The sequence below is a fragment of the Neokomagataea thailandica NBRC 106555 genome, from assembly GCF_001598495.1.
In the GTDB taxonomy this organism is placed as follows: domain Bacteria; phylum Pseudomonadota; class Alphaproteobacteria; order Acetobacterales; family Acetobacteraceae; genus Gluconobacter; species Gluconobacter thailandicus_A.
This window is the reverse complement of the sequence record NZ_BCZB01000001.1, coordinates 246,965-270,630: the sequence shown is the minus strand read 5'-3', so window position 1 is coordinate 270,630 and position 23,666 is coordinate 246,965. Positions and strand designations below refer to the sequence as shown.

At 53.7% G+C, this 23,666-nt stretch carries 18 protein-coding genes and 1 tRNA gene; 6 read left to right on the top strand and 13 right to left on the bottom strand.

What is annotated here, in order from left to right:
- Positions 1 to 5 precede the first annotated feature (5 nt).
- Positions 6 to 1,133 carry an OmpA family protein gene (locus tag NTH01S_RS01150; protein ID WP_068168188.1) on the top strand — a complete coding sequence of 376 codons (1,128 nt, stop codon included), beginning with the start codon at positions 6 to 8 and terminating at the stop codon, positions 1,131 to 1,133.
- 285 nt (positions 1,134 to 1,418) lie between these two features.
- Positions 1,419 to 4,355, top strand: a complete 2,937-nt coding sequence (locus NTH01S_RS01145) for a TonB-dependent receptor domain-containing protein (protein WP_068168014.1) — start codon at positions 1,419 to 1,421, stop codon at positions 4,353 to 4,355.
- Between the two features lie 183 nt (positions 4,356 to 4,538).
- On the opposite strand, the gene NTH01S_RS11700 is transcribed toward NTH01S_RS01145, so the two are convergent.
- Together NTH01S_RS11700 and NTH01S_RS01140 are read right to left on the bottom strand one after the other, a co-directional pair.
- Complete coding sequence (locus NTH01S_RS11700) at positions 4,539 to 4,694, bottom strand: hypothetical protein (RefSeq protein WP_157070817.1); 156 nt, start codon at positions 4,692 to 4,694, stop codon at positions 4,539 to 4,541.
- A gap of 80 nt (positions 4,695 to 4,774) precedes the next feature.
- Positions 4,775 to 5,326 carry a hypothetical protein gene (locus NTH01S_RS01140; protein WP_157070816.1) on the bottom strand — a complete coding sequence of 184 codons (552 nt, stop codon included), beginning with the start codon at positions 5,324 to 5,326 and terminating at the stop codon, positions 4,775 to 4,777.
- Between the two features lie 319 nt (positions 5,327 to 5,645).
- On the opposite strand from NTH01S_RS01140, the gene NTH01S_RS01135 reads away from it, so the two are divergent.
- The 3 genes from NTH01S_RS01135 to NTH01S_RS01125 all read left to right on the top strand — a co-directional run bounded on the left by NTH01S_RS01135 (position 5,646) and on the right by NTH01S_RS01125 (position 9,222).
- On the top strand, positions 5,646 to 6,206 hold the full coding sequence (locus NTH01S_RS01135; RefSeq protein ID WP_068168011.1) for a hypothetical protein: 561 nt from the start codon (positions 5,646 to 5,648) through the stop codon (positions 6,204 to 6,206).
- Between the two features lie 62 nt (positions 6,207 to 6,268).
- Complete coding sequence (gene parE, locus NTH01S_RS01130; RefSeq protein ID WP_068168010.1) at positions 6,269 to 8,326, top strand: DNA topoisomerase IV subunit B; 2,058 nt, start codon at positions 6,269 to 6,271, stop codon at positions 8,324 to 8,326.
- 2 nt (positions 8,327 to 8,328) lie between these two features.
- Positions 8,329 to 9,222: an EamA family transporter gene (locus NTH01S_RS01125; RefSeq protein WP_068168007.1), complete on the top strand. Its 894-nt coding sequence runs from the start codon at positions 8,329 to 8,331 to the stop codon at positions 9,220 to 9,222.
- 276 nt (positions 9,223 to 9,498) lie between these two features.
- On the opposite strand, the gene NTH01S_RS01120 is transcribed toward NTH01S_RS01125, so the two are convergent.
- On the bottom strand, positions 9,499 to 10,965 hold the full coding sequence (locus NTH01S_RS01120; protein ID WP_068168004.1) for a carbohydrate porin: 1,467 nt from the start codon (positions 10,963 to 10,965) through the stop codon (positions 9,499 to 9,501).
- Positions 10,966 to 11,038: 73 nt separating this feature from the next.
- Complete coding sequence (locus NTH01S_RS01115; protein WP_068168002.1) at positions 11,039 to 13,531, bottom strand: mechanosensitive ion channel domain-containing protein; 2,493 nt, start codon at positions 13,529 to 13,531, stop codon at positions 11,039 to 11,041.
- Between the two features lie 213 nt (positions 13,532 to 13,744).
- On the opposite strand from NTH01S_RS01115, the gene flgH reads away from it, so the two are divergent.
- Positions 13,745 to 14,488 carry a flagellar basal body L-ring protein FlgH gene (flgH, locus tag NTH01S_RS01110; protein ID WP_068167999.1) on the top strand — a complete coding sequence of 248 codons (744 nt, stop codon included), beginning with the start codon at positions 13,745 to 13,747 and terminating at the stop codon, positions 14,486 to 14,488.
- A 108-nt stretch (positions 14,489 to 14,596) separates the two neighbouring features.
- Here the strand turns inward: flgH and NTH01S_RS01105 are convergent, their stop codons facing one another.
- The 9 genes from NTH01S_RS01105 to dksA all read right to left on the bottom strand — a co-directional run bounded on the left by NTH01S_RS01105 (position 14,597) and on the right by dksA (position 23,488).
- Complete coding sequence (locus NTH01S_RS01105) at positions 14,597 to 15,796, bottom strand: hypothetical protein (protein WP_068168182.1); 1,200 nt, start codon at positions 15,794 to 15,796, stop codon at positions 14,597 to 14,599.
- Positions 15,797 to 15,844: 48 nt separating this feature from the next.
- Complete coding sequence (locus NTH01S_RS01100) at positions 15,845 to 16,273, bottom strand: ExbD/TolR family protein (RefSeq protein WP_068167997.1); 429 nt, start codon at positions 16,271 to 16,273, stop codon at positions 15,845 to 15,847.
- 67 nt (positions 16,274 to 16,340) lie between these two features.
- On the bottom strand, positions 16,341 to 16,763 hold the full coding sequence (locus tag NTH01S_RS01095) for an ExbD/TolR family protein (protein ID WP_068167994.1): 423 nt from the start codon (positions 16,761 to 16,763) through the stop codon (positions 16,341 to 16,343).
- Between the two features lie 4 nt (positions 16,764 to 16,767).
- Positions 16,768 to 17,817 (bottom strand): MotA/TolQ/ExbB proton channel family protein, encoded by a 1,050-nt coding sequence (locus tag NTH01S_RS01090; RefSeq protein WP_068168178.1) that lies wholly within the window; start codon positions 17,815 to 17,817, stop codon positions 16,768 to 16,770.
- Positions 17,818 to 17,977: 160 nt separating this feature from the next.
- Positions 17,978 to 18,643, bottom strand: a complete 666-nt coding sequence (locus tag NTH01S_RS01085) for an energy transducer TonB (RefSeq protein WP_068167992.1) — start codon at positions 18,641 to 18,643, stop codon at positions 17,978 to 17,980.
- Positions 18,644 to 19,038: 395 nt separating this feature from the next.
- Positions 19,039 to 20,170 (bottom strand): peptide chain release factor 2 gene (prfB, locus tag NTH01S_RS01075; RefSeq protein WP_157070813.1). Its coding sequence is split into 2 segments (ribosomal slippage): positions 19,039 to 20,100 and positions 20,102 to 20,170, totalling 1,131 coding nucleotides; the frame shifts between segments, so codons are not numbered across the junction.
- Positions 20,171 to 20,232: 62 nt separating this feature from the next.
- Complete coding sequence (locus NTH01S_RS01070) at positions 20,233 to 22,839, bottom strand: penicillin-binding protein 1A (protein ID WP_068167983.1); 2,607 nt, start codon at positions 22,837 to 22,839, stop codon at positions 20,233 to 20,235.
- Positions 22,840 to 22,946: 107 nt separating this feature from the next.
- Positions 22,947 to 23,021 (bottom strand) — tRNA-Thr (locus NTH01S_RS01065).
- A gap of 53 nt (positions 23,022 to 23,074) precedes the next feature.
- Positions 23,075 to 23,488: an RNA polymerase-binding protein DksA gene (gene dksA, locus NTH01S_RS01060; protein ID WP_068168175.1), complete on the bottom strand. Its 414-nt coding sequence runs from the start codon at positions 23,486 to 23,488 to the stop codon at positions 23,075 to 23,077.
- Between the last annotated feature and the right edge of the window lie 178 nt (positions 23,489 to 23,666).

Genomic DNA, 23,666 nt, shown 5'->3' with positions numbered 1-23,666 from the left:
ATGACATGACCCGACGTTCCGCCCCCGGACATCTATTCGCCCGGGTCGGGCTCGTAGCCGGTGCCTCTGTGCTGGCCCTTAGCCTCGCACATGCACAGCCAGTGCACGGCCTCTACATCTCTGGCGCTGGTGGCGTTGGCTGGAATCAGGACCAAGAGGTCCGCCTCTCTCCCAATTTCCCAAGTGGCCGTGACCGTTACGACTATGGCGTCACCGGCCTTGGCAGCCTTGGCTGGGGCTTTGGCAATGGCTTTCGTGTGGAAGTTGAAGGCAATTATCGGAATAATCGCCTTGAGCAATTCCGCAGCAGCCAGTTCCCCTCACGCACCGGCGGTCATCAGCAAGGCTATGGCGCCATGGTCAATGCCTTGTTTGATATGGATATCGGCAAGTCATGGGTCTACCCCTATTTCGGAGCGGGCGTAGGGTATGGCTGGCAGAATATGAACACGAACATTTCCACCCCCGGCGGCACATTTAGTCAGTGGGTGAACGGCACGTCAGGGAATTTCGCATATCAAGGCATCTTTGGCCTATCCTTCCCCGTTCCATGGGTCGTCGGCCTCTCCGCCACAACGGAATACCGCTTTTATTCGTTGCTTGGCCCCAACAGCCACACAACATCAGCCTTCACCACCCCCACCAGCTTCAACACCGGAACCCGCGAAACACGTACCGACTTCAACCATTCCCTGCTGCTTGGCCTGCGCTATGAATTCAACCCCGCGCCGCCACCGCCAGCGCCTGTCAGTGCTCCAGTCGCGCTCCCCCCAGCCCCAACGCCAGCCCGCACCTATCTCGTCTTCTTCGATTGGGATTCTGCTGAACTCAGTAACCGCGCCCGCGCTGTCGTGGCGGAGGCGGCCAAAAATACAGGCTCCGTGCAGGTCACGCATATTGATGTCAGTGGCTACACAGACAACTCCGCCGCTCACCCCGGGCAACGCGGTGATCGGTATAATGTCGCCCTCTCAGAACGCCGTGCCGCCAGCGTAAAGGCCGAACTGATTCGTGATGGTATTGCCTCCGGCATGATTGTCACCCACGGCTATGGTGACGCGAGCCCACTCGTCACGACGGGGCCCAATACACGTGAACCTCAAAACCGGCGCGTGGAAATCAACCTCAAGTAACGTATAGTTTTCAAAGAGCACCCCATGGCATAGGCGAGATCTGCACAGGATTTCGCCTATGCCATTTTATAAAAACAATTTTAATTTTATTACCACCAAATACCCCAAACGCACATCATGTTGCGCAAACACAACACTTCCTCTGTAACACGTGCATATCAGCCATAACGATATTGCCGTATCATTATATTACGTTAATCTCAAAACATTGCGGTTTTATGACCCCGCACCCTGTTATGCCTCCTGCTTGTGCAGTAGGCCCACATTTTGCAACCGGATACCCTGATGCCTGCAACGACATCGTCCAAGTTACGGCAACGCCACAACGCTCTTCTCCTGAGCGCAAGCGTACTCGCCATCAGCGCCACATGCGCTGCAGCACCTTCTATCGCTCACGCTGCCGCCGCACATAAACACGCTCACCACGCAGCAAAAACATCTAAAGCTCAGCGTGTTGCCCCTGCGGCAACCACAGCGCCCGTTGCAGCACCTGCGCCAGTACCTGCTCAACACCTCACCGCAGCAACACGCCCTGCGCGTTTTGCACCGGCACCTTTTGTTGATCACAGCGTCGAAAACGTTGTCGTGACCGGTTCTGCGCTCAGCACAGCACGCAACACCAGCGCTAACCCTGTACAGATCGTAACAGCAAAGCAAATCCAAAACACCGGCGCCACCACGCTGAGCGACTTCTTCCAGCGCTTACCGTCTGTTGGGTCATCCGGCACATACAACACCCAAGCCAATGGTTCAGGTGGCGCATCCTGCTTGGATATTCGCAATTTAGGCACGAACCGCGTTCTGGTTCTGATCGACGGGAAGCGCACTACGCTGAACGGGGATTCAAACTGCGTAGACTTGAACTCCATCCCGTTGCAGCAAGTCGCCAGCGTTGAAATTCTGAAAGATGGCGGCTCAGAACTCTACGGTGCTGACGCAGTGTCCGGCGTCGTCAACATCAAGCTGCGCCATGACCTCAATGACGCCAACATCACGGTTAAAGGCTCAATTACCGGCTACGGTGATAATCCAATCGGCCAAATTTCGGGCTATAAAGGCTGGGACTTTGACCACGGCAAGGGTAACCTCACCTTATTTGGGTCTTATATGACACAAGGCGGCGTCATGATGCGTGATCGCGCATGGGCCTCCAATGTACAAATGAACCCCGCCGGCACAGTATTTGGCTCCAGCATTACACCATCCGGCACACTCTATGGCGGTTCTGCCGGACGTTATTCTGTAGCAAACGGTCAATCAACCACCTATAATGGCCAGCGCTATAATTTTGCTAGTGCATCATCCCTCATCAATTCTTTTCAAGATTCAAACTTATCTGCAGATACGCATTACGAACTCAATAAGCATTTCGATTTCTATGGAAATGCCCAATATGGCCATAAAACGTCCAGCATGTTTATGGCTCCGCAACCCATCTCTACCACGCCAACAGGCGTCCTTTTGCCTCTCAACTATCCCGGAAACTTAACAGACGACACACCACAGCTTTACCGCCGTCTCACAGAATTTGGTGCACGTCGTTACGAAACAGCCCTAGACACTTTCACCGGGAAACTTGGTGTACAAGGAGAAATCACACATCAATGGATGTATGACCTCTCTTATACCTACGGCAAAAGTCAGCAGATGACACAAGGGTACGGTGTCGGTAACTACTTAAATACGATGCGTGAATTTGGTCTGGTTCCAAGCGATACAGCCAACCTCTCCGACCCTAATATGACCTATGCATACAACCCAAACTCTTGTGCGGGATATGCTGGATGCGTGCAGAGCAGCGCCCTTCAGCCTTTGTCAAAAGAAGCGGCACAATACGCAAATTACACGTCCCACGGCCACACAACCTACCAGTTGCGTGATCTCAACCTCCGCATTCACAACAACCATGTTGTACAGATGCCTTGGGCCAATGGCGGTGATCTCGGCATTGCTCTCGGCATGGAACACCGTGGCGAACAGCTCAGCTCAATCCCCGATCCGCTCGTGCAACAAGGCAATACATTCGGTAACCCTGTAGCCCCAACCCGTGGTGGCTTCAACGTGACCGAGGGCTATGCGCAAGCGCATATACAGCTTTTACAACACGCTTTCTTGGCACATGACCTCTCAGTCGACGTCCAAGGCCGTTATTCTTCCTATAGTACTTTTGGTAATGCCAAAAACTGGAAAGCCGGTATCAACTGGGCCCCAACCCAAGACGTTCGCTTTCGTGGCACGATCGGCACATCATTCCGCCAACCAAATGTGTATGAAATGTATGGTGGCCAAGCCATCAGCTTTAACTCAGCGAATGACCCCTGCTCTCAGGCTGGCTCTTACGGCGCTCTGTCTAACGCTGTCGCTGCAAACTGTGCCGCCCATGGCATCAATTCTGCAACATTCCAACAAGCTGGTGGCGGGCAAATTCCAACCATCACGGGCGGTAATGCAAAACTCCACCCAGAGACAGGCCGCACCTATACATTCGGTGCAGTCTTAACACCGCACTGGATTCCGGGCCTCTCCACATCGGCTGAGTTCTGGCATTACACCCTGAATGGTATGGTCGGTCCCGTAGGCACCCAGTATATTGTGGATTCTTGCTATACCAATGCCAATACAACAGAATGTGCAAACATAGCGCGCTCATCGAGCGGTCAAATCGCAACTGTAAGCGCTACAGATCAAAATATCGGCACCATGATCGAGAGTGGTATTGACTGGGATACAAATTACCGTTTCCGCCTTACCCCACGTGATACGATTATCGTCGATAACAACTTCCAACGCCTCATCAGCTATAAGCAACAACAATCCCCAGGAGGCTCATACTTCGACTTCCTAGGCTCCATGGCCTACCAGTATGGTACCACCGTCCCTAGTGCTCAACCTATCACGCGTGATTATGCAACACTGACATGGCAGCACGGTCACTTCGCCGTGAACTACATGATGCAATACACAAGCGGCATGCGCTGGAATAACGGGACAGCAGACCTTCCCGCAAGCGGCACGACACGCATTAGCACACCGTCTATGATTCAAAATGATATCTCCTTTGACTACTCATGGAAAAAATGGGCATTCACGGGTGGTATTCAGAATATCAACAATAAAAAGCCTCCTTTCGTACAAGACGGTGGTACCAACACGAACGCTGCTCAATACGGCAGCTTCATGTATGGCCGTACATTCTTCTTGCAAGCTGGCTTGAACTTCTAATCTTCCGATCAGAGGTTTACTCCACCTACGAAAAGCCCTCCTCAATGGAGGGCTTTTTTGTGCTTAATTCTCTATTGCGGCATGAGACCCGCGCCGTGCTCTACCATCACACAGTGCCTAAAGACCCATATATGTTAGCGGCTTCATTCACAGCACAATACTTTGTCAAAAACGCTTAAACGCCTAGCTCCCGCGCTGTTCCACACCAATAGCAAAGCTGTGTTCTTCATCTGCCCCATGGGAAGCAACGAACAGCGCCACAGACCCAAAAGTTAAATCTGCCGTGTCGTGCCCGGTACCGTTAAGAGCATAATAATATGACGCATATGTCAGAGGCACCCGCCTCAGCTTTTACAAACAAAAAAAGCGGCCAGAGAATACTCTGACCGCTTCCTACCGCTTGCTCAAAACGAACCAAATTACCGCTTATGGCGTGCCCGAACATGGCGTGCTGGTGCCGCTTTTTTCGCCACAGGCGCTGCTGTTTTGGTGCTGCTTGGTGGGGTTGGCGCCGTGACGCTCACACCCGTCGCATCAACCGTTGCTTTCACCGTCAAATGCTCGCGCTTTCCGCCAGAAGCCGGAATCAACTCTGCCGTGAAGCTGTCTGAGCCCACAAAAGACGTGGCGGGCGTATAATCAACATAGGTATGGCCATCATAATTATACAGAAAAGCCTTCCCGTGTGACGGTGCTGGGTTCACGCCAAAAGAGGCATAGTTTCCACCACCTGGCTGCTGGACAGAAAGCGCACAGAGGCCATCGTCACTCCGTACAGCCATCGTCACAGCCATGCTGCCATCAGCGCCCGTCGTAACGGGAGAAACATGGCATACAGCAGAGACTTTTTGATAACCAAACGGATTAGGCGCAACAGCACGCTGAACCAACGGCGTTTGGGCACAGCCCGACAACAGCAGGGCGACCGCACAGGCCGAACCCAAAGAAATGGCAGAACCTCGCAAACGCACAGTCACCTCCGGTACGAGTCAAATACAAACGCTATCATCGCATAGCACATCCCGCATGTAGAGCAGGAAACCAACAAGCGAAAGAGCAAGAAGAGGACTCTTACTTATTCTGAAGACAATTTTTATCAACGGCATGAAAAGAAACGCACACCACCAAAATTGCCGCTTTTCCGCCATGAAGCCATGCTCCACACCATGTTTTCAGTAGCGACCAAGACGCTGTAAAGTTTCTTGTTGAAAAACTCTTTTCAGGCTACTGCGATGCACATTCAGATGATGGTTTGAACCCGTCAGTGCCTCGACCTCGTGGAGTGAGTGAATGCCCTCGATTTTCCGCCGTTCTCTACTATGCAAAACATGCACTGGCTTAGCGTTCGCTATAGCCCTCGTAACAGGGCCGACCCAAAGCTTTGCTGCGGATTGCACTAATTCGCCCGCACATGAAGCATTTGACGTAGCTGGCCTAAAGTCTGAACTGATGGTGACGGCGCTGTCCTGCAAAACGCAAGATCGTTACAATGCGTTTGTCAGCAAGTTCCGCCCTGCTCTGCTCGATGCAGAAAACCGACTCAATACATATTTCCGTGACACATATGGCCGCCGTGCACAGGCTGCGCATGATGACTATGTGACCCAACTGGCCGATATCCAATCTCTTGGCGGCTTAAAATCCGGCACAGTCTTCTGCGCTCAGCGTGAAGCCATGTTTGACGAAACCGCAGCCCTGCAAACGGCCTCTGATCTCGCTCATTATGCGGAAGCAAAAGACGTCGCGCAGCCTGCTTCTTACGAGACCTGCTCAGCCCCTGCCGCGACGGACCGCCGTTCCCGCCATGGTGAAGCCAAGAGCACAACGCGCCATCGTAGCCATAAAGGCTGATTTCTGCACCGTAATCATCGGGAACGCTTGACGTCCGCTAGCTGCGCGGCGACAACGCTCTCATGAGCGATTTGTTCGAGTCCGGCCAAAACGGCACTTCCCCAGCACGAGGCCGTGGACGCGGTCGCGGACAGGCCCCCAAATCCACGGGGCCTGCCGGCAGCGCCACGAATGCGCCTAATTATGACGCGCAGGACATTGAAGTCCTCGAAGGCTTAGAGCCTGTCCGCCGTCGCCCCGGCATGTATATCGGTGGTACGGATGATAATGCCTACCACCACCTCGCCTCTGAAATCCTTGATAACGCCATGGATGAGGCCGTGGCAGGGCATGCCAGTATCATCGAAATGCGCCTAGAAAGCGCCCATCAACTGATGGTGCGCGATAATGGCCGCGGCATCCCAATCGACCCACACCCCAAATTCCCAGACAAATCTGCGCTCGAAGTCATTTTTACCACCCTCCATGCGGGTGGTAAGTTCTCCGGCAAAGCCTATGACACCTCTGGCGGCCTGCATGGCGTCGGCAGTTCCGTCGTCAATGCTTTGTCTGAAAAATTAGAGGTCGAAGTCGCGCGGGATCGTACGCTGTACCGCCAAGACTTCTCACGCGGGAACCCCCTCGGCCCACTAGCTCCGATAGGCAACGCACCAAACCGCCGTGGCACGACCGTGCGCTTCGCACCAGACCCCGAAATTTTCGGCACGCACCATTTCTCTCCTGCGCGCCTCTTCCGCCTGTGCAAATCCAAAGCAGCCCTGTTCCGGGGGGTTACCATCCAATGGCGCTGTGAGGCCTCCCTCCTCAAGGCCGAGGATGAAACACCCGCCGAAGCGCTCATCCAATTCCCCAATGGCCTAGAAGATGCGCTCGCCGCTGATCTTGGCGAGAATCCGGCACTCCTCTCCCCATGCTGGGCCGGTGAAGCTGAACTCCCCGTCGCCGCCGATGGGCGTACAGGAGGACGGGTAGAATGGGCCGTTGCTTTCCTTGAGAGCGGCCCTTCGGCTCTGACGTCCTACTGCAACACCATCCCCACCCCTCAAGGCGGCACGCATGAAACGGGCTTCCGTGCGGCTCTCGTCAAAGGGTTCCGCGCATGGGGCGACCAGCGTAAGAATAAGCGCGCAGCCGCTATCACCGCAGAAGATGTTCTCGGCGCGGTCGCGGCAAAACTCTCCGTCTTCATTCGTGACCCGCAATTCCAAGGGCAAACGAAAGACAAGCTGACCACGCAAGAAGCCTCACGCCTTGTCGAAGGAGCTTTGCGTGACCGGATTGATCATTGGCTCGGCGGTAACCCGCAACAGGCTGATAATCTTTTAGCCTTCATGATCGAACGCGCAGAAGACCGCCTGCGCCGCCGTGAAGTCAAAGAAACTGCCCGTAAGAGCGCCACCCGTAAGCTACGCCTCCCCGGTAAGCTGACCGATTGTACGCGTGAGAATGCGGCGGAAACAGAACTCTTCCTCGTCGAAGGTGAATCTGCGGGCGGTTCTGCGCGCCAAGCCCGTGACCGTGAAACACAAGCCGTTCTCCCTCTTCGCGGCAAAATTCTCAACGTCGCCTCCGCCACCGCAGACAAATTGCGCGCCAATCAAGAACTCCGCGACCTGATTGAAGCACTAGGCTGTGGTGTCGGCCAAAGCTTCGATGTCAGCCGTTTACGCTATGGCCGCGTGATCATCATGACCGATGCAGACGTGGATGGTGCGCATATCGCCTCGCTGCTGATGACGTTCTTCTACCGCGAAATGCCAGAACTCATCCGCCACGGACACCTACACCTTGCACAACCCCCGCTCTACCGCCTGACCCATGGTGCCAAAACCATTTACGCCATGGATGATCTGGACCGGGATCGCCGCATCCGCAGCGATTTCAAACCCAATGCCAAAGTCGAAGTCTCACGCTTCAAAGGCTTAGGGGAAATGCCGGTCAAGGATTTGAAGCAAACCACAATGGACCCTGCTCGCCGCACGCTTTTGCGCGTTGTGGCACTACCTGAAGACCGTCATCTTACCAGTGAGCGCGTAGAAAGCCTGATGGGACGCAAACCCGAACTCCGTTTCCGTTTCATTCAAGAACACGCCCGCAGCGTTGAGGACCTCGACGTCTGAGCATGGCCACCCATCCCCACACCCCCGAGCGCTACAGCCAACTCAAAGCCGTTGGCTTATTGATCGGGGGTATTTCCTCTTTCCAAATCGGAGCAACCTTAGCCAAAGGGTTGTTCCCACTTTTTGGCCCCTCCGGCATGGTGGGGCTGCGCGTTTGCTTGGCCGCCATCATTCTCCTCACGATCTGGCGCCCTCTACCCGGCCAACTGAACAAAAAAACGCTCACGCTGCTCTTGCCCTATGGGCTGTCCATCGCCGTGATGAATTTTTGCTTCTACTACGCGCTTGTGCGGCTACCTTTGGGCATTGTCGTAGCCCTCGAATTTACAGGCCCCCTCACCCTAGCCTTAACGGGTTCCCGCCGTATCCTAGACCTTTGCTGGGCCAGCTTCGTCATACTTGGTCTCTACCTCCTCCTGCGCCCGGAGAGCGCTCTACATGGATCTGTACACGGCCTCGACCCATGGGGTATCGCCGCAGCCCTCCTGAGCGGCTGCGGTTGGATCATCTATATCCTAACCGGCACACGCATCGGCCAGACACTCCCCGCAGCCCTAGCCACTACACTTGGTATGAGCACCGCAGGGCTTTTGCTCATTCCCTGCCTCCTTCCCACCCTACCACTGATCTTCACCCATCCATGGCAGGGCGGCGCAGCCCTAAGTGTGGCGGTTCTCTCTTCTGCTGTCCCCTATATTCTTGATATGATGGCCATGCGCCGCCTCAAACCGCGTGACCTCGGCATTCTCCTCAGCATGGAGCCTATGCTCGGTGCCATTTCTGGCCTCATTTTCTTGGGGGAGAACCTATCCTCAGCACGCTGGATCGGTGTCTTATGCATCGTAACCGCTTCAGCCGGTAATGTTCTCACCAGCCCACGCAACACCCACCATTAATTAATGGGATCGTTACGGTAGGGAGCGAAATCCTACGCCAAAAAATCCTACGCTAAGCCGAGGACGCGCTTGCCGTGACCCTGTTGCAGCGTTTCAGACGCTGCTGGAAACCTCTATTGGCTTTGAGGTGGAGCAGTTCGTGGAGTATTTGCCCCTATGGGATAGGCGCGTCTCATCGAAATAACAATTCCGCGTCTAAACCGCTTAAAAAGCAAAACAAACAGGGTAGCTGTGCCCCTAAACTCACATTGTAACAGGGCTCAAACGTCCCCTTAATTAGAAAATTTCGACATGACTGCGGAATCCTACCATCACCGCGTCACGCAAGTTCGCCTGTCCATTCGGGTGATGATAATACTGTATATCCGGCTCCAACGTCACCGCACGCCCGATCGGGAAACTATAATTCAGTTCCACGACTTCAGCATCCGTTTGAATACCAGTCGCTTTATACGGCAGGACGCCCTTACGGCGCATTAAATGCGCTTCCGATTTCTGAACACCATCAGCAATATGAACATACGAAAATGCAAGACCAATCGTATCCGTTGGGCGGCTTGCCCAAAAACCATTCCATGTAAAACCGGCATAGAATTGGCGGTCACGCAATGCTGTATGTGGCGCATTAAAAACGGCGCCACCCAAAAAGGAGAGCCCCGTCTTAGGATGCCGCCGCGACGTCCATAAACGTTGATCCATCAAAAACCAGCTCGACCACGAACCATTTTGTCGCGCCGCAGAGAAACCACTATCCGCATAAGGATTCCCCAACGTATCCAAAAAATTTTCATCCCGCGCCACGCGCTCTACCGCAAAGCCGAGCTTATAGTGCCCCGGAAACGCAACCTCACCGGAAGGACGCCGAAAACTCGGCTGCCAACCCAACTCAACAGGGAAAATCTCTCCAACATGATACGCGCCACTCCAATGAAACCCAGAGCGGTTCATCGAAGGCGAATAAATTCCCTCTTCTGCAAAATACACACCCGCTTGCACATAAACATCACGGCGTAGCGGCCGCGCCCTCACCCGCAAAGCCCATACTGACGCTGGATAGGAACTATAATAGGAACTATCCGCAGCCCCCTTCGGGCGGCCACAAAAACTATTATTCATAAACGTACAGAATAAAGACCCACTGGCAAAATCAGAGAGCTGAGACATACGCCCCGCAGCCACGGACAAACGATCTTCCCAGAGGCGCTGCTCACCATACACCATCACCAAATGCGCAACGACATTACCACCACCGCCGTAAGTTTCCTGACTATGCGCCAACCAATCACCAAACATACGGTTCGCCGTCGTACCGTAGCGCCCCACAATCACCGCATGCGTCGTAAAACCAGACCAGCCCAAAACACGGCCCCAGTCCGTCAAAATGTTCAGCGCATACTGCCCCGCATTTGACGCCCCCTGACGATAACCATGCCCAGGTGTAGGCGCAGTCACGGCCCCCATAAACTCGTTCAGATTATCCAGTTGAAGAATGTTCCCATGCCGCTTCAACCACCCAGAACGTTGATTTACAACGGGAAATAATGATGGTGGAACCGGGAAATTATCAATCACATTCTCATAGGCTGATGCCTTCGGCAAGGTCGCCTCAGCACCGGGAGATGGTATCAGCTCATCAGTATGACTACCTGACTGATCGGAGGCCATATCCATCTCCGGGGAAGGCGCATCCGTCGGTTGTGGCTGAGCATGTGCTGCACCAAACACAGCACATGCAGCAAACATCGCCACAACAGAGAGAGGCCTTATAACCGTCAGAAATGACCCGGTGCAGCCTCCTGGCCCACCGCTCCCCTTATCATCGCTTCTCATCAATCTCGGCATCTTGCGCCCGAACACTCCCCGCATGTTCTGGAGCTATACCAAGTTTTTCACCCTGTGGCCCCCGATAATCCGTCAAACGTTCTAGCCCTGATACCTCCAATGTCCGTGTTGGGAATGGAATGTCAATGCCACGTGCCTCAAAGCACTTCTTCATACGGCGATAGAATTGACGCTGCACCGGCCAACGTCCCGCCGTCGTCGTGGGCAGTGTGCCACGCACCGTAACGGACCAGTCATTCAGTGAGTCGACCCCCCACATCTGGAAGTCATCAATAATCAGACTCTTAAACTCCGGATCAGCCCTCATCTCTGCCGTGATATCATTAATCGCCTTCACAACATCATCTGTATCAGCAGAATACCCTACCTCAGCCACGATAATTGCCCGTGCGAAGTCCCGATTATAATTAATAATCTGGTTCAAAGAACTGAACGGAAAGATGTTCATTGACCCATCATTCGCCCGCACATGAACTGTGCGCAGCGAGAGCTTTTCAACCACACCATACGTCCCGCTTAACGTTACGGCATCACCGACAGTCAGCGCATTTTCCATCAGCAAGAAAATCCCACTGATGAAATCCTGCACGAGCTTCTGTGACCCGAAACCCAGTGCAACACCAAAAATAGATGCACTCGCCAAAAGTGGCGCAGTATTCACACCTATCTCAGACAAAATCGTCAGCCCAATAACGGCCGACAAAATCACCAGAAGAATAATACGCAACATAGGTTGCAACGTCCGAAAACGTGCCGCTTTTGCTGCGCCATCCGTTGAATTGGCCAAACTCAGCAAATGCCGCTCCGTCACGATGCTCACCGCTTCCCAGACCAAAACACCGATTAAAAGTGAAACAAGTATCGTCACCACTGAAGAGAAAATATGCTGCCCCAAACCACCTTGCTCAAAGAGCTCACGTACCGGCGCACCCCACGCAACGGATAGAGCAAAAACCGTTACAACAGCCAGTAACAACGTCACTACATGCTGTGCCGCAGGATAATAACGACTCACCCTGCGTTGCGCATCTTCTGTTAAAGAGGCCCAATCAGGTAAATAACGGAACAGACGTTCCACACCACCATACGCAATAATGCTGACGATACGCGTCAACGCGACAGCCACACATGTCCGCACGAATAATGTTGTAATCGCAGTATAGCCGCCATGAATTTCCGCAGCCCACACCAACCACAAGGCGAGGTCAAAGAAGATAGCGGCAATCCACCAACTATGCCCAATAAATCGCAATACACCCGGAACAGGACTGCGCGCCGCAACTTGCTCGCATAATTTCCAGACTGGCGTGCGCCCGCGTAGAATCATAAAGAGCAACTGCAGATGAATCATCAGGGCCAGTAATTTACCTAACGCCCCCACCACAGCATCTGGCATCCCCACGGATGACAACACCGTTAATACAGCCAGACCAAACCCTAAACTCGCCCCAAGGCGCTTCAACCAACTAAACCAAAAATACGCGCCTTTATTACCCATAACAAACAAACGACGCCACGCCTGCTGCGGCGCAAAAATCATCTGTACAAACGCCACAAGGCCACAAACGCCAAAACACCCAATCCACGCTACAGCCTCAATAGCGGCTCCTGTTGCCCCATCGCCCGCATTATCCAGCCCCTCAATCAAGAAAGCCGCCAGTGGGAACATGGCAACCGGCAAAATATCCAGCACAAACAAGCCAAATGCGAACGGCAAGCGATGAAAAGCGAGCACTAATTTCGACCATGAACCCTGATGCCGCACACGCTGCGCTTCATCACGCTCCACATCTTCTGCAGACCGCACGCCATTACTGCTGTGTTCTTGCGTCGCCTCAGCCACATGACGTACTTCACGCCGCTCTGCCCGTTCCTCACGGACATTACGCTGCTGACCACGAACCTCCAGCGCCGCACGTGGCTTTTTCAGCGCTAATCGTAACACGACGAACAACAGACCGCCCACCACAAGCAACACCGCAACGCGCAGCATGACTTTCAGGATCAAGGCTTGCTCAGACGGCGTGTGCACAACGCCAACCACCCAAACACCAAGAGCACGCACATTACCAATCGTGCCCATCAGCACATGCGCTTCATGCTGTAACGCCCGCCCAAAACCCACGACACTGCCCAACATTTGGTCACCCAAATTGTCAGAATGTGGCTTGGCCTGTGATACCCCCGGCACAGCACCCGCTGTTTGTGCATCCGCTAAATTTTTTAACGTTGTGGCAAAAGCCTTACGTTTCGTATCATCATTCAAAACGCCGAGTAATTGCTGAGCCTGTGCCTGCGTCAAACTCGGAACGGCCGCCGCCCCCTCCGCATGCGCCATACGAGCACCGCCCACAACAAAGGCACACATGATCATCGTAGCCAAAACCCTGCGCGCACATTGCGTCCAAACATGCGCGCCACCACGACGATGAACCAAGCCACCGCCATTCCCTGCACTCGGCGTCATAAATACACTCCTCTTTGGTCTTTCTACTTACGCGCGGCATTGCCCCGAACGCTATTATGGCCAGACACGCCTCAAAGACATGACGCGAAACATGCCCCCTCTTCAGTGTTTGTGAACGCAGAGTTTCCTACTGAGGTTCGCTTTTTAACCTGATCTTAAATCCCTGCGTGCTTCTCTCAACAGATTATCTTACCGTTTGGACTGCCCAAGATCATGCCTCATTCCTTTAAAGCGCCATTGGGCTTGCTGTACTGCACAGCAAGCCTACTGCTCAGCAGTTGCACTACCCTCGATGAGCTTTCCGAAATTGGCCGCCCCCCCCACATGACCACTATCTCAGACCCAACATTAGCGGCCCATTATCAGCCGATTACAATGCCTATGCCGCCCCTCCATTTACCTCCACAAGAACCCGCCAGCTTGTGGCACAGTGGGAGCCGCGCTTTCTTTAAAGACCAACGTGCCTCCCAAGTCGGAGATCTCGTAACCATTATCGTCAATATAACCGACAATGCCTCCATGAATGACGGCACGACAGCACAGCGAGACGGGAACCAAAAGCTCGGTATTCCCAATCTTTTCGGCGTGAAAGGCAAAATCATTGATGCGTTAACAGGTGCCAACAGTCTCACAACCAACAGCAGCAGTGGCAATACAGCCACAGGAAAAATCGTCCGAAATGAGAGCGTAACCCTACGCCTCGCCGGCACCATCACTCAGGTCTTACCCAATGGTAATTTTGTTGTGATGGGCAAACAAGAAATGCGCGTAAACAGCGAACTCCGAGAACTCGGGATCTCAGGCATTGTACGCCCGCAAGACATCACCGCAGATAACACCGTCACACATGACCGTATGGCAGAAGCGCGCATCTCATATGGTGGACGCGGCACACTCAGCCACCTTCAAACGCCACGATATGGCCAACAAATCATGGATGCGATCCTACCCTTCTAACCGTAACGCAGGGCAAAACAGATCACATAAACACAAAAAAGCGCCCCCTTTCATCAAAAGGGAGCGCTTCTTACACATAGTATCGTCACAGATTATAGAGCGGGTTTTTTAGTGCCCTGGCTGAGACAAAAGCAACGCCCACAAAGCCGCCACATCCCGTGCTGGGCCAGGAGTCTTTAGAGAGTTAAAGGTCTGAATCGCCTCTGACTTCTGACCTGCATCCATCTGCGCCATGCCGTATTCCACAACGGCCAGATCTGGATAACGTGGTGACTTTGCTAAGCCAGCCTTCATCAGAGCCAAACCAGCAGGCCCCTGCCCATTCAGAACAAGGTTATAACCTGTCGTCAGAGACGGACCAGCATTTGCCGCGGCCTGAGCCGCCGTCGCATCTTGCGTCAACTGCGCACGATCTGCTGCTGCACGCTGCGCAACAAAAGCATGGAACTTTGCTGTAGCCGGTGCTGAAGAACCAACACCCAAAATCTTTGCCGCATAACCCTGATTAAGCAGGTTCAATGCTAACTGAGACAAGCCCATCTGAACAGCGCGTTCACCCATGTCTTGGAAATCAGACGGATCTTTCAACACACCTGTCTGCAAGCGGAGGCGCTCAACATACAGAACCAATGGCGGCTGAAGGTTCGGATTTGCAACCAGATCGTGGATCAACATCGCCCAGTAATCAGGCTTGTTGTAATACTTTGCGAGCAACACATAGGTATGCGTTTTCGCGTCAGCATCCTTTAGGCTGGTATAAGCCGTGGCCAGCATCTGCAAATGATTTTCTGGCGGAATCTTTCCCGCAGCAATCGTTGCATCAACTTGTGCCTGCGCTGCCTGTGCACAACCTTTCCAATCACCTTGCAGATAATAGCTTTGGATCAAAACCGTCTGCATACGCGTATCAAGCGCATGATCTTTCAGGTAACGCTGTGTCGCTTGAATCGCGAGCGGATAATTTTTCCCGCTATAAGCCATCGTTGCTTCGGCCATCAGCATTTGGCCTTTGGCCGCTGCAGGCGTACGAGCACTTGCGATCAAAACATCATATGCTTTGATCGCAGCTGCCGTATTACCGGACTGAGCTGCCACAGCCGCACGCATTTGTGCAGTCGTGTACGACTCGTACTCGGTCTTGCCCTTAACAGCGTCCGCTGCATCAACAGCGGTCATCGCCTTTGCGTAATCTTTGGATGCAAGGGCAGACTGCGCCTGCTGCAGATCCTTACCAACGGCTTGGCCAAGAACATCAGCCGCCGAAGCCGTACCAAAGAAAGCAATACTCAGAGCAGCAGTGCTGACCATGAGCGTTTTACGGGTAAGGTTGAAGCGGTTAAGGGACAAAGACACGAATTACTGTCCTTCCATAAACTGATCTAGACCCACAATACCGAGCTTCGTGATACCGAGGCGCTGAGCATCAGCCATAACATGGGCAACCGTCTTATAATCCGAAAGGCGGTCAGGGTGAATATGCATTTCTGGTTGATCTGCTTCTGCCGCAGCAGAGGCAAAATGTGACTGCAGCGATGCTTCAGAATCAATCGCTTCGCCATTCCAGGTAATGCTGTTGTCATAACCGATGCTGACCGTCACCAGCTTAGGCTGCTCCGCAGATGGCGGAGGATTGCCCTGCGGCAGGTCGATCGACACAGAATGCGTCTGCAACGGAATAGTAATGATAAGCATGATAAGCAGCACCAACATCACGTCAATCAATGGCGTGGTGTTGATATCGACAATACCTTCGTCTTCGGCACTGCTTCCTACGTTCATACCCATATCGGCGGTCCTTCCTTAAACAATTGAAGGGAGCGCAGAGCCTGAGATTCAGGCCCTGCGACCAACCTTACGAGTGAGGTTGCTCAGTGATGAAATCAACGTGAGCAATACCCGCCTCTTGACACGTGGCCACAACTTGACCGACCGCCATGTACTTTGCTGCGCCATCACCACGGACCTGGATCTGTGGCTGCGGCTTTTTCTTCGCCGCTTCAACCAGATGGTTCAACAAGTCATCACGCGAATGCATCGGGGTTGTATCCCAATACACCTGCCCATTTGCAGTCACTGCAAGGACAACATTGCCCGGCTTGGTCTGTGTCGGCTGATTAGCATCAACCGGCAGTTTCACCTTCACCGTATGTGTCGCTACAGGGATCGTGATCAAGAAGATGATCAGCAGCACCAGCATGACGTCGACGAGGGGAGTGGTGTTGATAGCCGACACCACCTCGTCGTCACCGCCGCCTCCTCCGACGTTCATTCCCATGGGATTAGCCTCGGCCGTTGGTTGCAGAAGTCGTCTGCGTTGCTTCTGGAGAAGCACCGTGACGGAAACCACCGATCAGGATGGACTGAACGTCAGCTGCGAAGTTACGCACGCGGTCCATAGCACCCTTGTTACGACGGATCAGCAGGTTGTAACCCAGAACAGCAGGAACAGCCGTTGCAAGACCGATTGCCGTCATGATCAGGGATTCACCAACTGGACCAGCAACCTTATCGATGGATGCCTGACCGGACATACCGATCGCTGTCAGCGCGTGGTAAATACCCCAAACCGTACCGAACAGACCAACGAACGGAGACGTTGAACCAACGGTACCCAGGAATGCCAGGCCGCCTTGCAGACGCGTATTCACCGTTTCAACCGAACGAGAAATGGACATTTCCGTCCATGAATGCAGGTCGATGGAGTCACGCATAGAACCGTCATGGTGCTCAGCAGCAACAATGCCGGTTTCTGCAATGTAACGGAACGGAGAAGACGCCTTCAGTGACGCTGCACCTTCTTGGATAGAAGGCTTAGACCAGAATTCACGAGCGGATTCTTTAGCAGCAGACAAAACGCGTGCTTGCTCAAGAAACTTCGTGACCATGATCAACCACGTACCAGCAGACATGATCACCATAATGATCAGCACGCTACGTGCGATAATGTCACCATTTGCCCAAAGAGCGCCCAGACCATATGGGTTGCCCTTTGGCGCTGTGTCTTCAGCAGGTGCAGAAACTTTTTCAGCCGGCGCTGCGGCATCTGGTGCCGGAGCTGCTGGTGCGGCTGCATCAGGTGCTGGAGCTGCTGCCGGAGCAGGCGCTGCAGCGTCTGGAGCTGCTGCCGGTGCTGGTGCTGCCGCCGCAGGAGCGGACTGGTCAGCAGGTGCCGGAGCTGCTGGTGCAGCTTGGGAAGCGTCCTGAGCATAGCTGATCGCAGGAGCGACAGCGCCCGTTGCTAGAGCCAGCGTCAGAGCCATAGCGCTGGCCCGGACGGCGCGCGCCTTCGTAGGAGCAGCAAGAGCGGGAAGGCGGAACAGTCTGGTCATGAACTCCATATCCTCAATTAAAGCGCCCGAAGCCGAGCGGTCTTAAACTTTGCAGTCCCAAAATCATGAGTGTTGGAACCGTATTTTTTTATTCTCTCCCTTTGTTTGGGACACCCAGACAAAGGGAGAAAGCTCAATGATCGCACCCAATAACCTGCGCTTAATCGCCCAGGTTAAAGTCCACGTGCAGAATGTGATGATGTTCCATCACAGGCGCACCATTCACAACCGCAGGCTGATATTTAGCCTTCCGCAGGAATTCGAGCGCACTTTCAACAAACTCATGACCACCGCTTGAGCTGACGATCTGACAGTTTGCTGTATAGCCGGTCGGAAGAATATCGCAGCTAGCAGTAACCTTGCCTTCGCGGTTTTCTTCTTGTGCTTCTTCCGGATACTCAGGCTTTGCCCCGTTAATAGGACGCGCACCTGCGCTGTGATCAGGAACTGCTGGCACCGGGTTCGGTGTTGGCGGAGCTGGCGTCGGCACTGGTGTCGGCGTCGGGCTCGGCGGAACCGGATGCGGCGGCTTCGTCTGCGTTACACGCTGCACAGCCTTCGGCGGCGGCGGAACACTGATCTTTGGCGGCGGAATATACGGTGGAGGCGGCTGCTCCATCTGCGGCGGTGGCGGCGGTGGCGGTGGCGGCGGTGGCTTAGGCTGCTCTTTGATCACTTCTGTTTTGATCGGCGGCTGCTCGTGGGTAAGCTTGCCCACAGCACCACTCATGAGCGCATAAACAATGCCGCCCATAACCAGCACGGCCACGATGATTGCGACAAGATAATCTGCCGGCTTGCGCTGCTGTGCGGCGTAGCTCTTCATGTCGAAACCTTCTTACCCCTCACTGACAATAGGCAATCGGTACACACATCCTTCACGACATGCGACAACCGATCGAACGCTTTTTTGCAGACACTATGCAAGACAAATCCGCATGAACATCACATGCCTTGCACACATACCCGATATGCTTAATTGGGCAGGCTTCGCCATAATGTGTCAAGCCGATTGTTTATTTCAGAATTATGAAATCGTCATATTTTTTAAACAATTAGGCCTAATACCCCAACAAAATGCGACATTAATGCATATTTTCTTGGGTAAAAAACGTTTTTTAAAGACAAAAATATAAAAAAAAGATCGCCCTCTCGAACGATCTTTTTTTTACAAACTATAAAGAATTTTAGATTCGTCAGAACCAAAACTCTTCTGCCTCTTTATTGTGCAGTAGCACTGGCCTCAGAACGCGTAGCACCGACACGCTGCGCCAAAGAAGCGGACATGAAATCGTCCAACGCACCATCAAGAACAGCGTCCGGATTCCCCTTCTCCACACCCGTCCGCAAATCTTTCACCAACTGATACGGCGCCAAAACATACGAGCGGATTTGATGCCCCCAACCGATGTCAGTTTTAGACGCCTCCGTCTGGGCGGCTGCCGCTTCACGCTTTTGCAGTTCTGCTTCATACATACGCGCACGCAGCATTTCCATGGCCTTCGCACGGTTACGATGCTGTGAACGATCCGTCTGACACGCAACAACAATGCCGGTTGGAATATGCGTAATACGAATAGCAGAATCCGTTTTATTCACGTGCTGACCACCCGCGCCTGACGCACGGAACGTATCAACGCGCAGGTCAGAATCGTTCACTTCCACTTCAATCGTGTCATCCACAACAGGATAGACCCACACAGAAGCAAAAGAGGTTTGACGACGCGCAGCCGAGTCAAACGGGGAGATACGCACCAAACGGTGTACACCTGCTTCCGTCTTCATCCAGCCATAAGCATTGGGCCCGCTGATCTGCACAGTCGTAGACTTAATGCCAGCTTGCTCGCCCTCACTGCCTTCAATGAAGGTCACCTTATAACCATGCTGCTCGGCCCAGCGCGTATACATACGCAGGATCATTTGAGCCCAGTCCTGCGCTTCCGTACCGCCCGCGCCAGCATTGACTTCTAAGTAACAGTCATTGCTATCTGCTTCACCAGATAGAAGGCTCTCAATCTCACGCTTATGCGTATCCGCAGCAATCGCACGCAGGGAAGCAATGGCATCTTGCACCATCCCTTCATCGCCTTCCATCTCCGCCAACTCAACAAGCTCAAGCGTGCTGCTGACGTCTTCTTCAATCCGTTCAACGCCCTCAATTTGGTTCGCAAGCGTCGTCCGTTCGCGCATTAACTTCTGCGCGAGAGCCGCATCATTCCAAAGTTCGGGATCTTCAGAGCGATGATTTAATTCTTCAAGCCGGGTTTTAGAGACATCCCAGTTAAAGATGCCTCCTCAGCAGTGCCACCGACTGCTTGATTTGCTCCGCAAGGGCCTCAGTTTCGGCCGACATATTCTTTCTCCATTCGCAAAAATGGTCCCACCACTACGGTGCTCCCACAACGAAAGCCCCCCTCAGTACAACCCACCGACACCAATGTCACCCTCACCCGAATCCTGTTTCTGCGGCGCTGATGCATTTGGTTGAGCAGCATGCCCTGACGGCGCGGTCGAATTTTCTGGCACATTCCCCATGTCGTTCTCGCTGTCAGACACAACAGCATCGGCACCAGTATCAGTCGCGGTCAGCGCTTCTGTACCCGCACCAAAACCATGCAGAGCAACCGAAGCACCCGGCACCTGATCAGCCTTAAACCCGTCCACAGCTTCTATACGGCCCGTATTATAACGCGCCAACGTAATATCGGCTGGCACGCGGAAATCAACACGCGGCCGGTCAGCCAACGCAGCTTTCATAATGCGGTTCCAAATAGGGGCCGCAATACGTCCACCATCCGCATTTTTGCCTAACGTTGCCGGCGTATCGTAACCAACCCACACAACCGTCACGAGATCAGGGGAGAACCCCGCAAACCATGCGTCATGGAAATCTTGGCTCGTGCCCGTCTTACCCGCGATGGGACGATCAATCCCCTCCCCCGCCAAACGGCCCGTGCCATTCGCAATCACATCTTTCAGCATTGCGATCACTTGATACGAGCTTGCTTCACTCGCCAATACAGGGCGCGGGTCGTTCAACATAGGTACCGCCGATCCACTCGGCACAGGTACGGGTGAAGACACCGGTGCTGACCCTCCCCCTGATTGACCCGGCGCAACCGCAGGTGCGGGCGGCATTTGCTGGCCTGAGGTCAATGTCAGAGCACTCGTGCGCCACACAATATCCCCGGCTCGGTCCTGAATATCATCGATCACGCTCGGCTGAACCACATGCCCACCATTGGCAATGCTGGCATAAGCAGCCGCTTCTTTCAGAACCGTCGTTTCCACCGCCCCCAAAGCCGCAGGCAGAACGCGCGGCATTTGCTCAACAAGCCCCGCCTTCTCCGCCGTATCTGCCACCGCTTTCATACCTAAATGCGCAGCCACCCGGATGGTGACCAGGTTCCGGCTTTCCCGCAAGGCGTCATGCAGGGTCGTTGGCCCCCAATTATCATGTTCGTAATTGCGCGGGTGCCAATTCCCGTAAGAAACGGGAGAATCATCAAACTTTTCAGAGGGTGAAATACCCTGTTCCATCGCGGCCAAATACACAAATGGCTTAAACGATGACCCCGGCTGACGCAGCGCCTGCGTCGCGCGGTTAAACTGGCTCTCACGGAAGGACCACCCCCCAACCAAAGCCAGAACACGCCCCGTACGGGCATCCATCGTCACGGCAGCGCCCTCAACTTGAGGAATTTGCCGCAGTGATACCGTCCCATTCGCTTGAGGTTGCACCATAATGGCGTCACCCGCCTGTATCAACCGCATACGGCGCGCCCAGACGATATCGGACCACAGCAAGGTAGCCGTGCGCGGCACGCCATGCTCTACCCAACCAACACGCGTTCCACCGGGCAAAAGCATCCCAAGCCGCCACTCTGGCAGCATACCAGCAGGCGCGACGACACGATCAAGCTGCGACGTCCAATTACTCTCCGTCACGCCCTCTACATGCCGCACCGGACCACGCCACCCCGTCCGCGCACGATCATAGGTCATCAGCCCTTCACGCAAAATACGAGTCGCCGCAGTCTGGAGGCTATGATTCATGCTCGTATGGACTTCAAGGCCGCCATTAAGCGCACGGTCTTCACCATACTGCCCAATAAGCTGACGCCGCACTTCCGCACCGAACCACTCTGAATCCTCCAGAGGCCCAAAACGTGGGCTGCGCTCTGGAAGAAGCGGCTCTTGCTTATCTTGCTCCGCCTGATCACGACCCAAAACCCCATTCTCAACCATCAAGTCCAGAACAAGATTACGGCGCACCAATGCGGCCTGAGGGTGCAAATACGGATTATAATGCGTCGGAGATTTCGGGAGCGCTGCCAAAGATGCGGCTTCCGCATCCGTCAATTGATCTAAAGGCTTATTGAAATACGTCTGCGCAGCGGCTGCCACACCAAAAACGCCATTCCCAAGATCAATACCATTCAAATAGATTTCGAGAATTTTATCTTTCGATAGAACCTCTTCCATTTTAATAGCCAGAAGCGCTTCTTTGAACTTACGCTCCAGCGTCAGCACGTTACTGTTCAGCAGCATGACCTTTGCCACTTGCTGCGTAATCGTCGAAGCCCCTAATGGCCGCCGCCCATGCCGTGCGAATAAATCTGTCACACCCGCACGTGCAATCGCCATCATATCTACACCGCCATGGCTGTAGAAATTATGATCTTCCGTCGCGAGGAAAGCTTTTTTTACACGATCTGGAATCGCATCAATCGGCACGAAAATACGCCGTTCACTGGCCAATTGCGCCATCAATTGATCATCAGATGTATAAATCCGACTAACCGTTGGCGGCTGATAGACCTGCAAACTATCAATACTTGGCAGATCCGCCAGTAACTTCGCGTAAGTCGCCCAGGCTAAGACACCTGCCCCTAACGCCCCAACCAGACCAACGCCGGCTGTGACCGCCAGAGCTTGGCGAAAACGACGAAAACGCGGCCGTATAATCGGCCGACCTTTATTGTCATGAGGATGACGGGAGCGATAGCGAGGATGCGTCATAAGCGTTTGATAACATCGTTCTGAGGCGCCGTCGCCCCTTACTGACACCGAATCCCGTCAGGAACGGAGCGCATCGACCATCTTTATTTCATGTAATAGGAAAAAACTGGTGCTGCTGGCGAGGATTGAACTCGCGACCTCTCCCTTACCAAGGGAGTGCTCTACCACTGAGCTACAGCAGCCCGCTGCCTTGGCGGGGTACCTATCGTCTTACCGCGCCAAGTGCAACCCCCAATCAGTCGTCGCGGTGGATTTTTTCCATCCGCTCATGACGTTCTTGGGCATCAATCGATAAAGTCGCGATGGGACGCGCCTCAAGACGCTTCAAACCAATCGGATCTCCGGTCTCTTCACAATAGCCGTAAACATTGTCTTCAACCTTCTGAAGAGCCATGTTGATCTTTGTAATCAATTTACGTGCACGGTCACGCGTACGCAATTCAAAAGCCCGATCCGTTTCGACACTTGCCCGATCAGAAATATCAGATTCGTGAATACCACCTTCTGAGAGGCTGGCGAGCGTTCCATCCGCTTCTTTCAGCAGCTCTGCGCGCCAACGCAAAAGCTTTTGGCGAAAGTATTCGACCTGAAGCGGATTCATGAACTCTTCGTCGTCGGAAGGGGTATAGTCCGGCGGCAACGTAATCATGCGCATCCAATCCCTGCAATCCTGCCGAAAATTCGGCATAGTCACTCCGCAGTGACCTCGAGCGGCTTATAACCACACGAAGAGCATTCGCCAAGCCATCTCAAAAGACAAAAACAGATAAAATCACCCCTCAATTAGCAATTTATTTACCTATCCCCCCCAGATTTATGCCTGACCG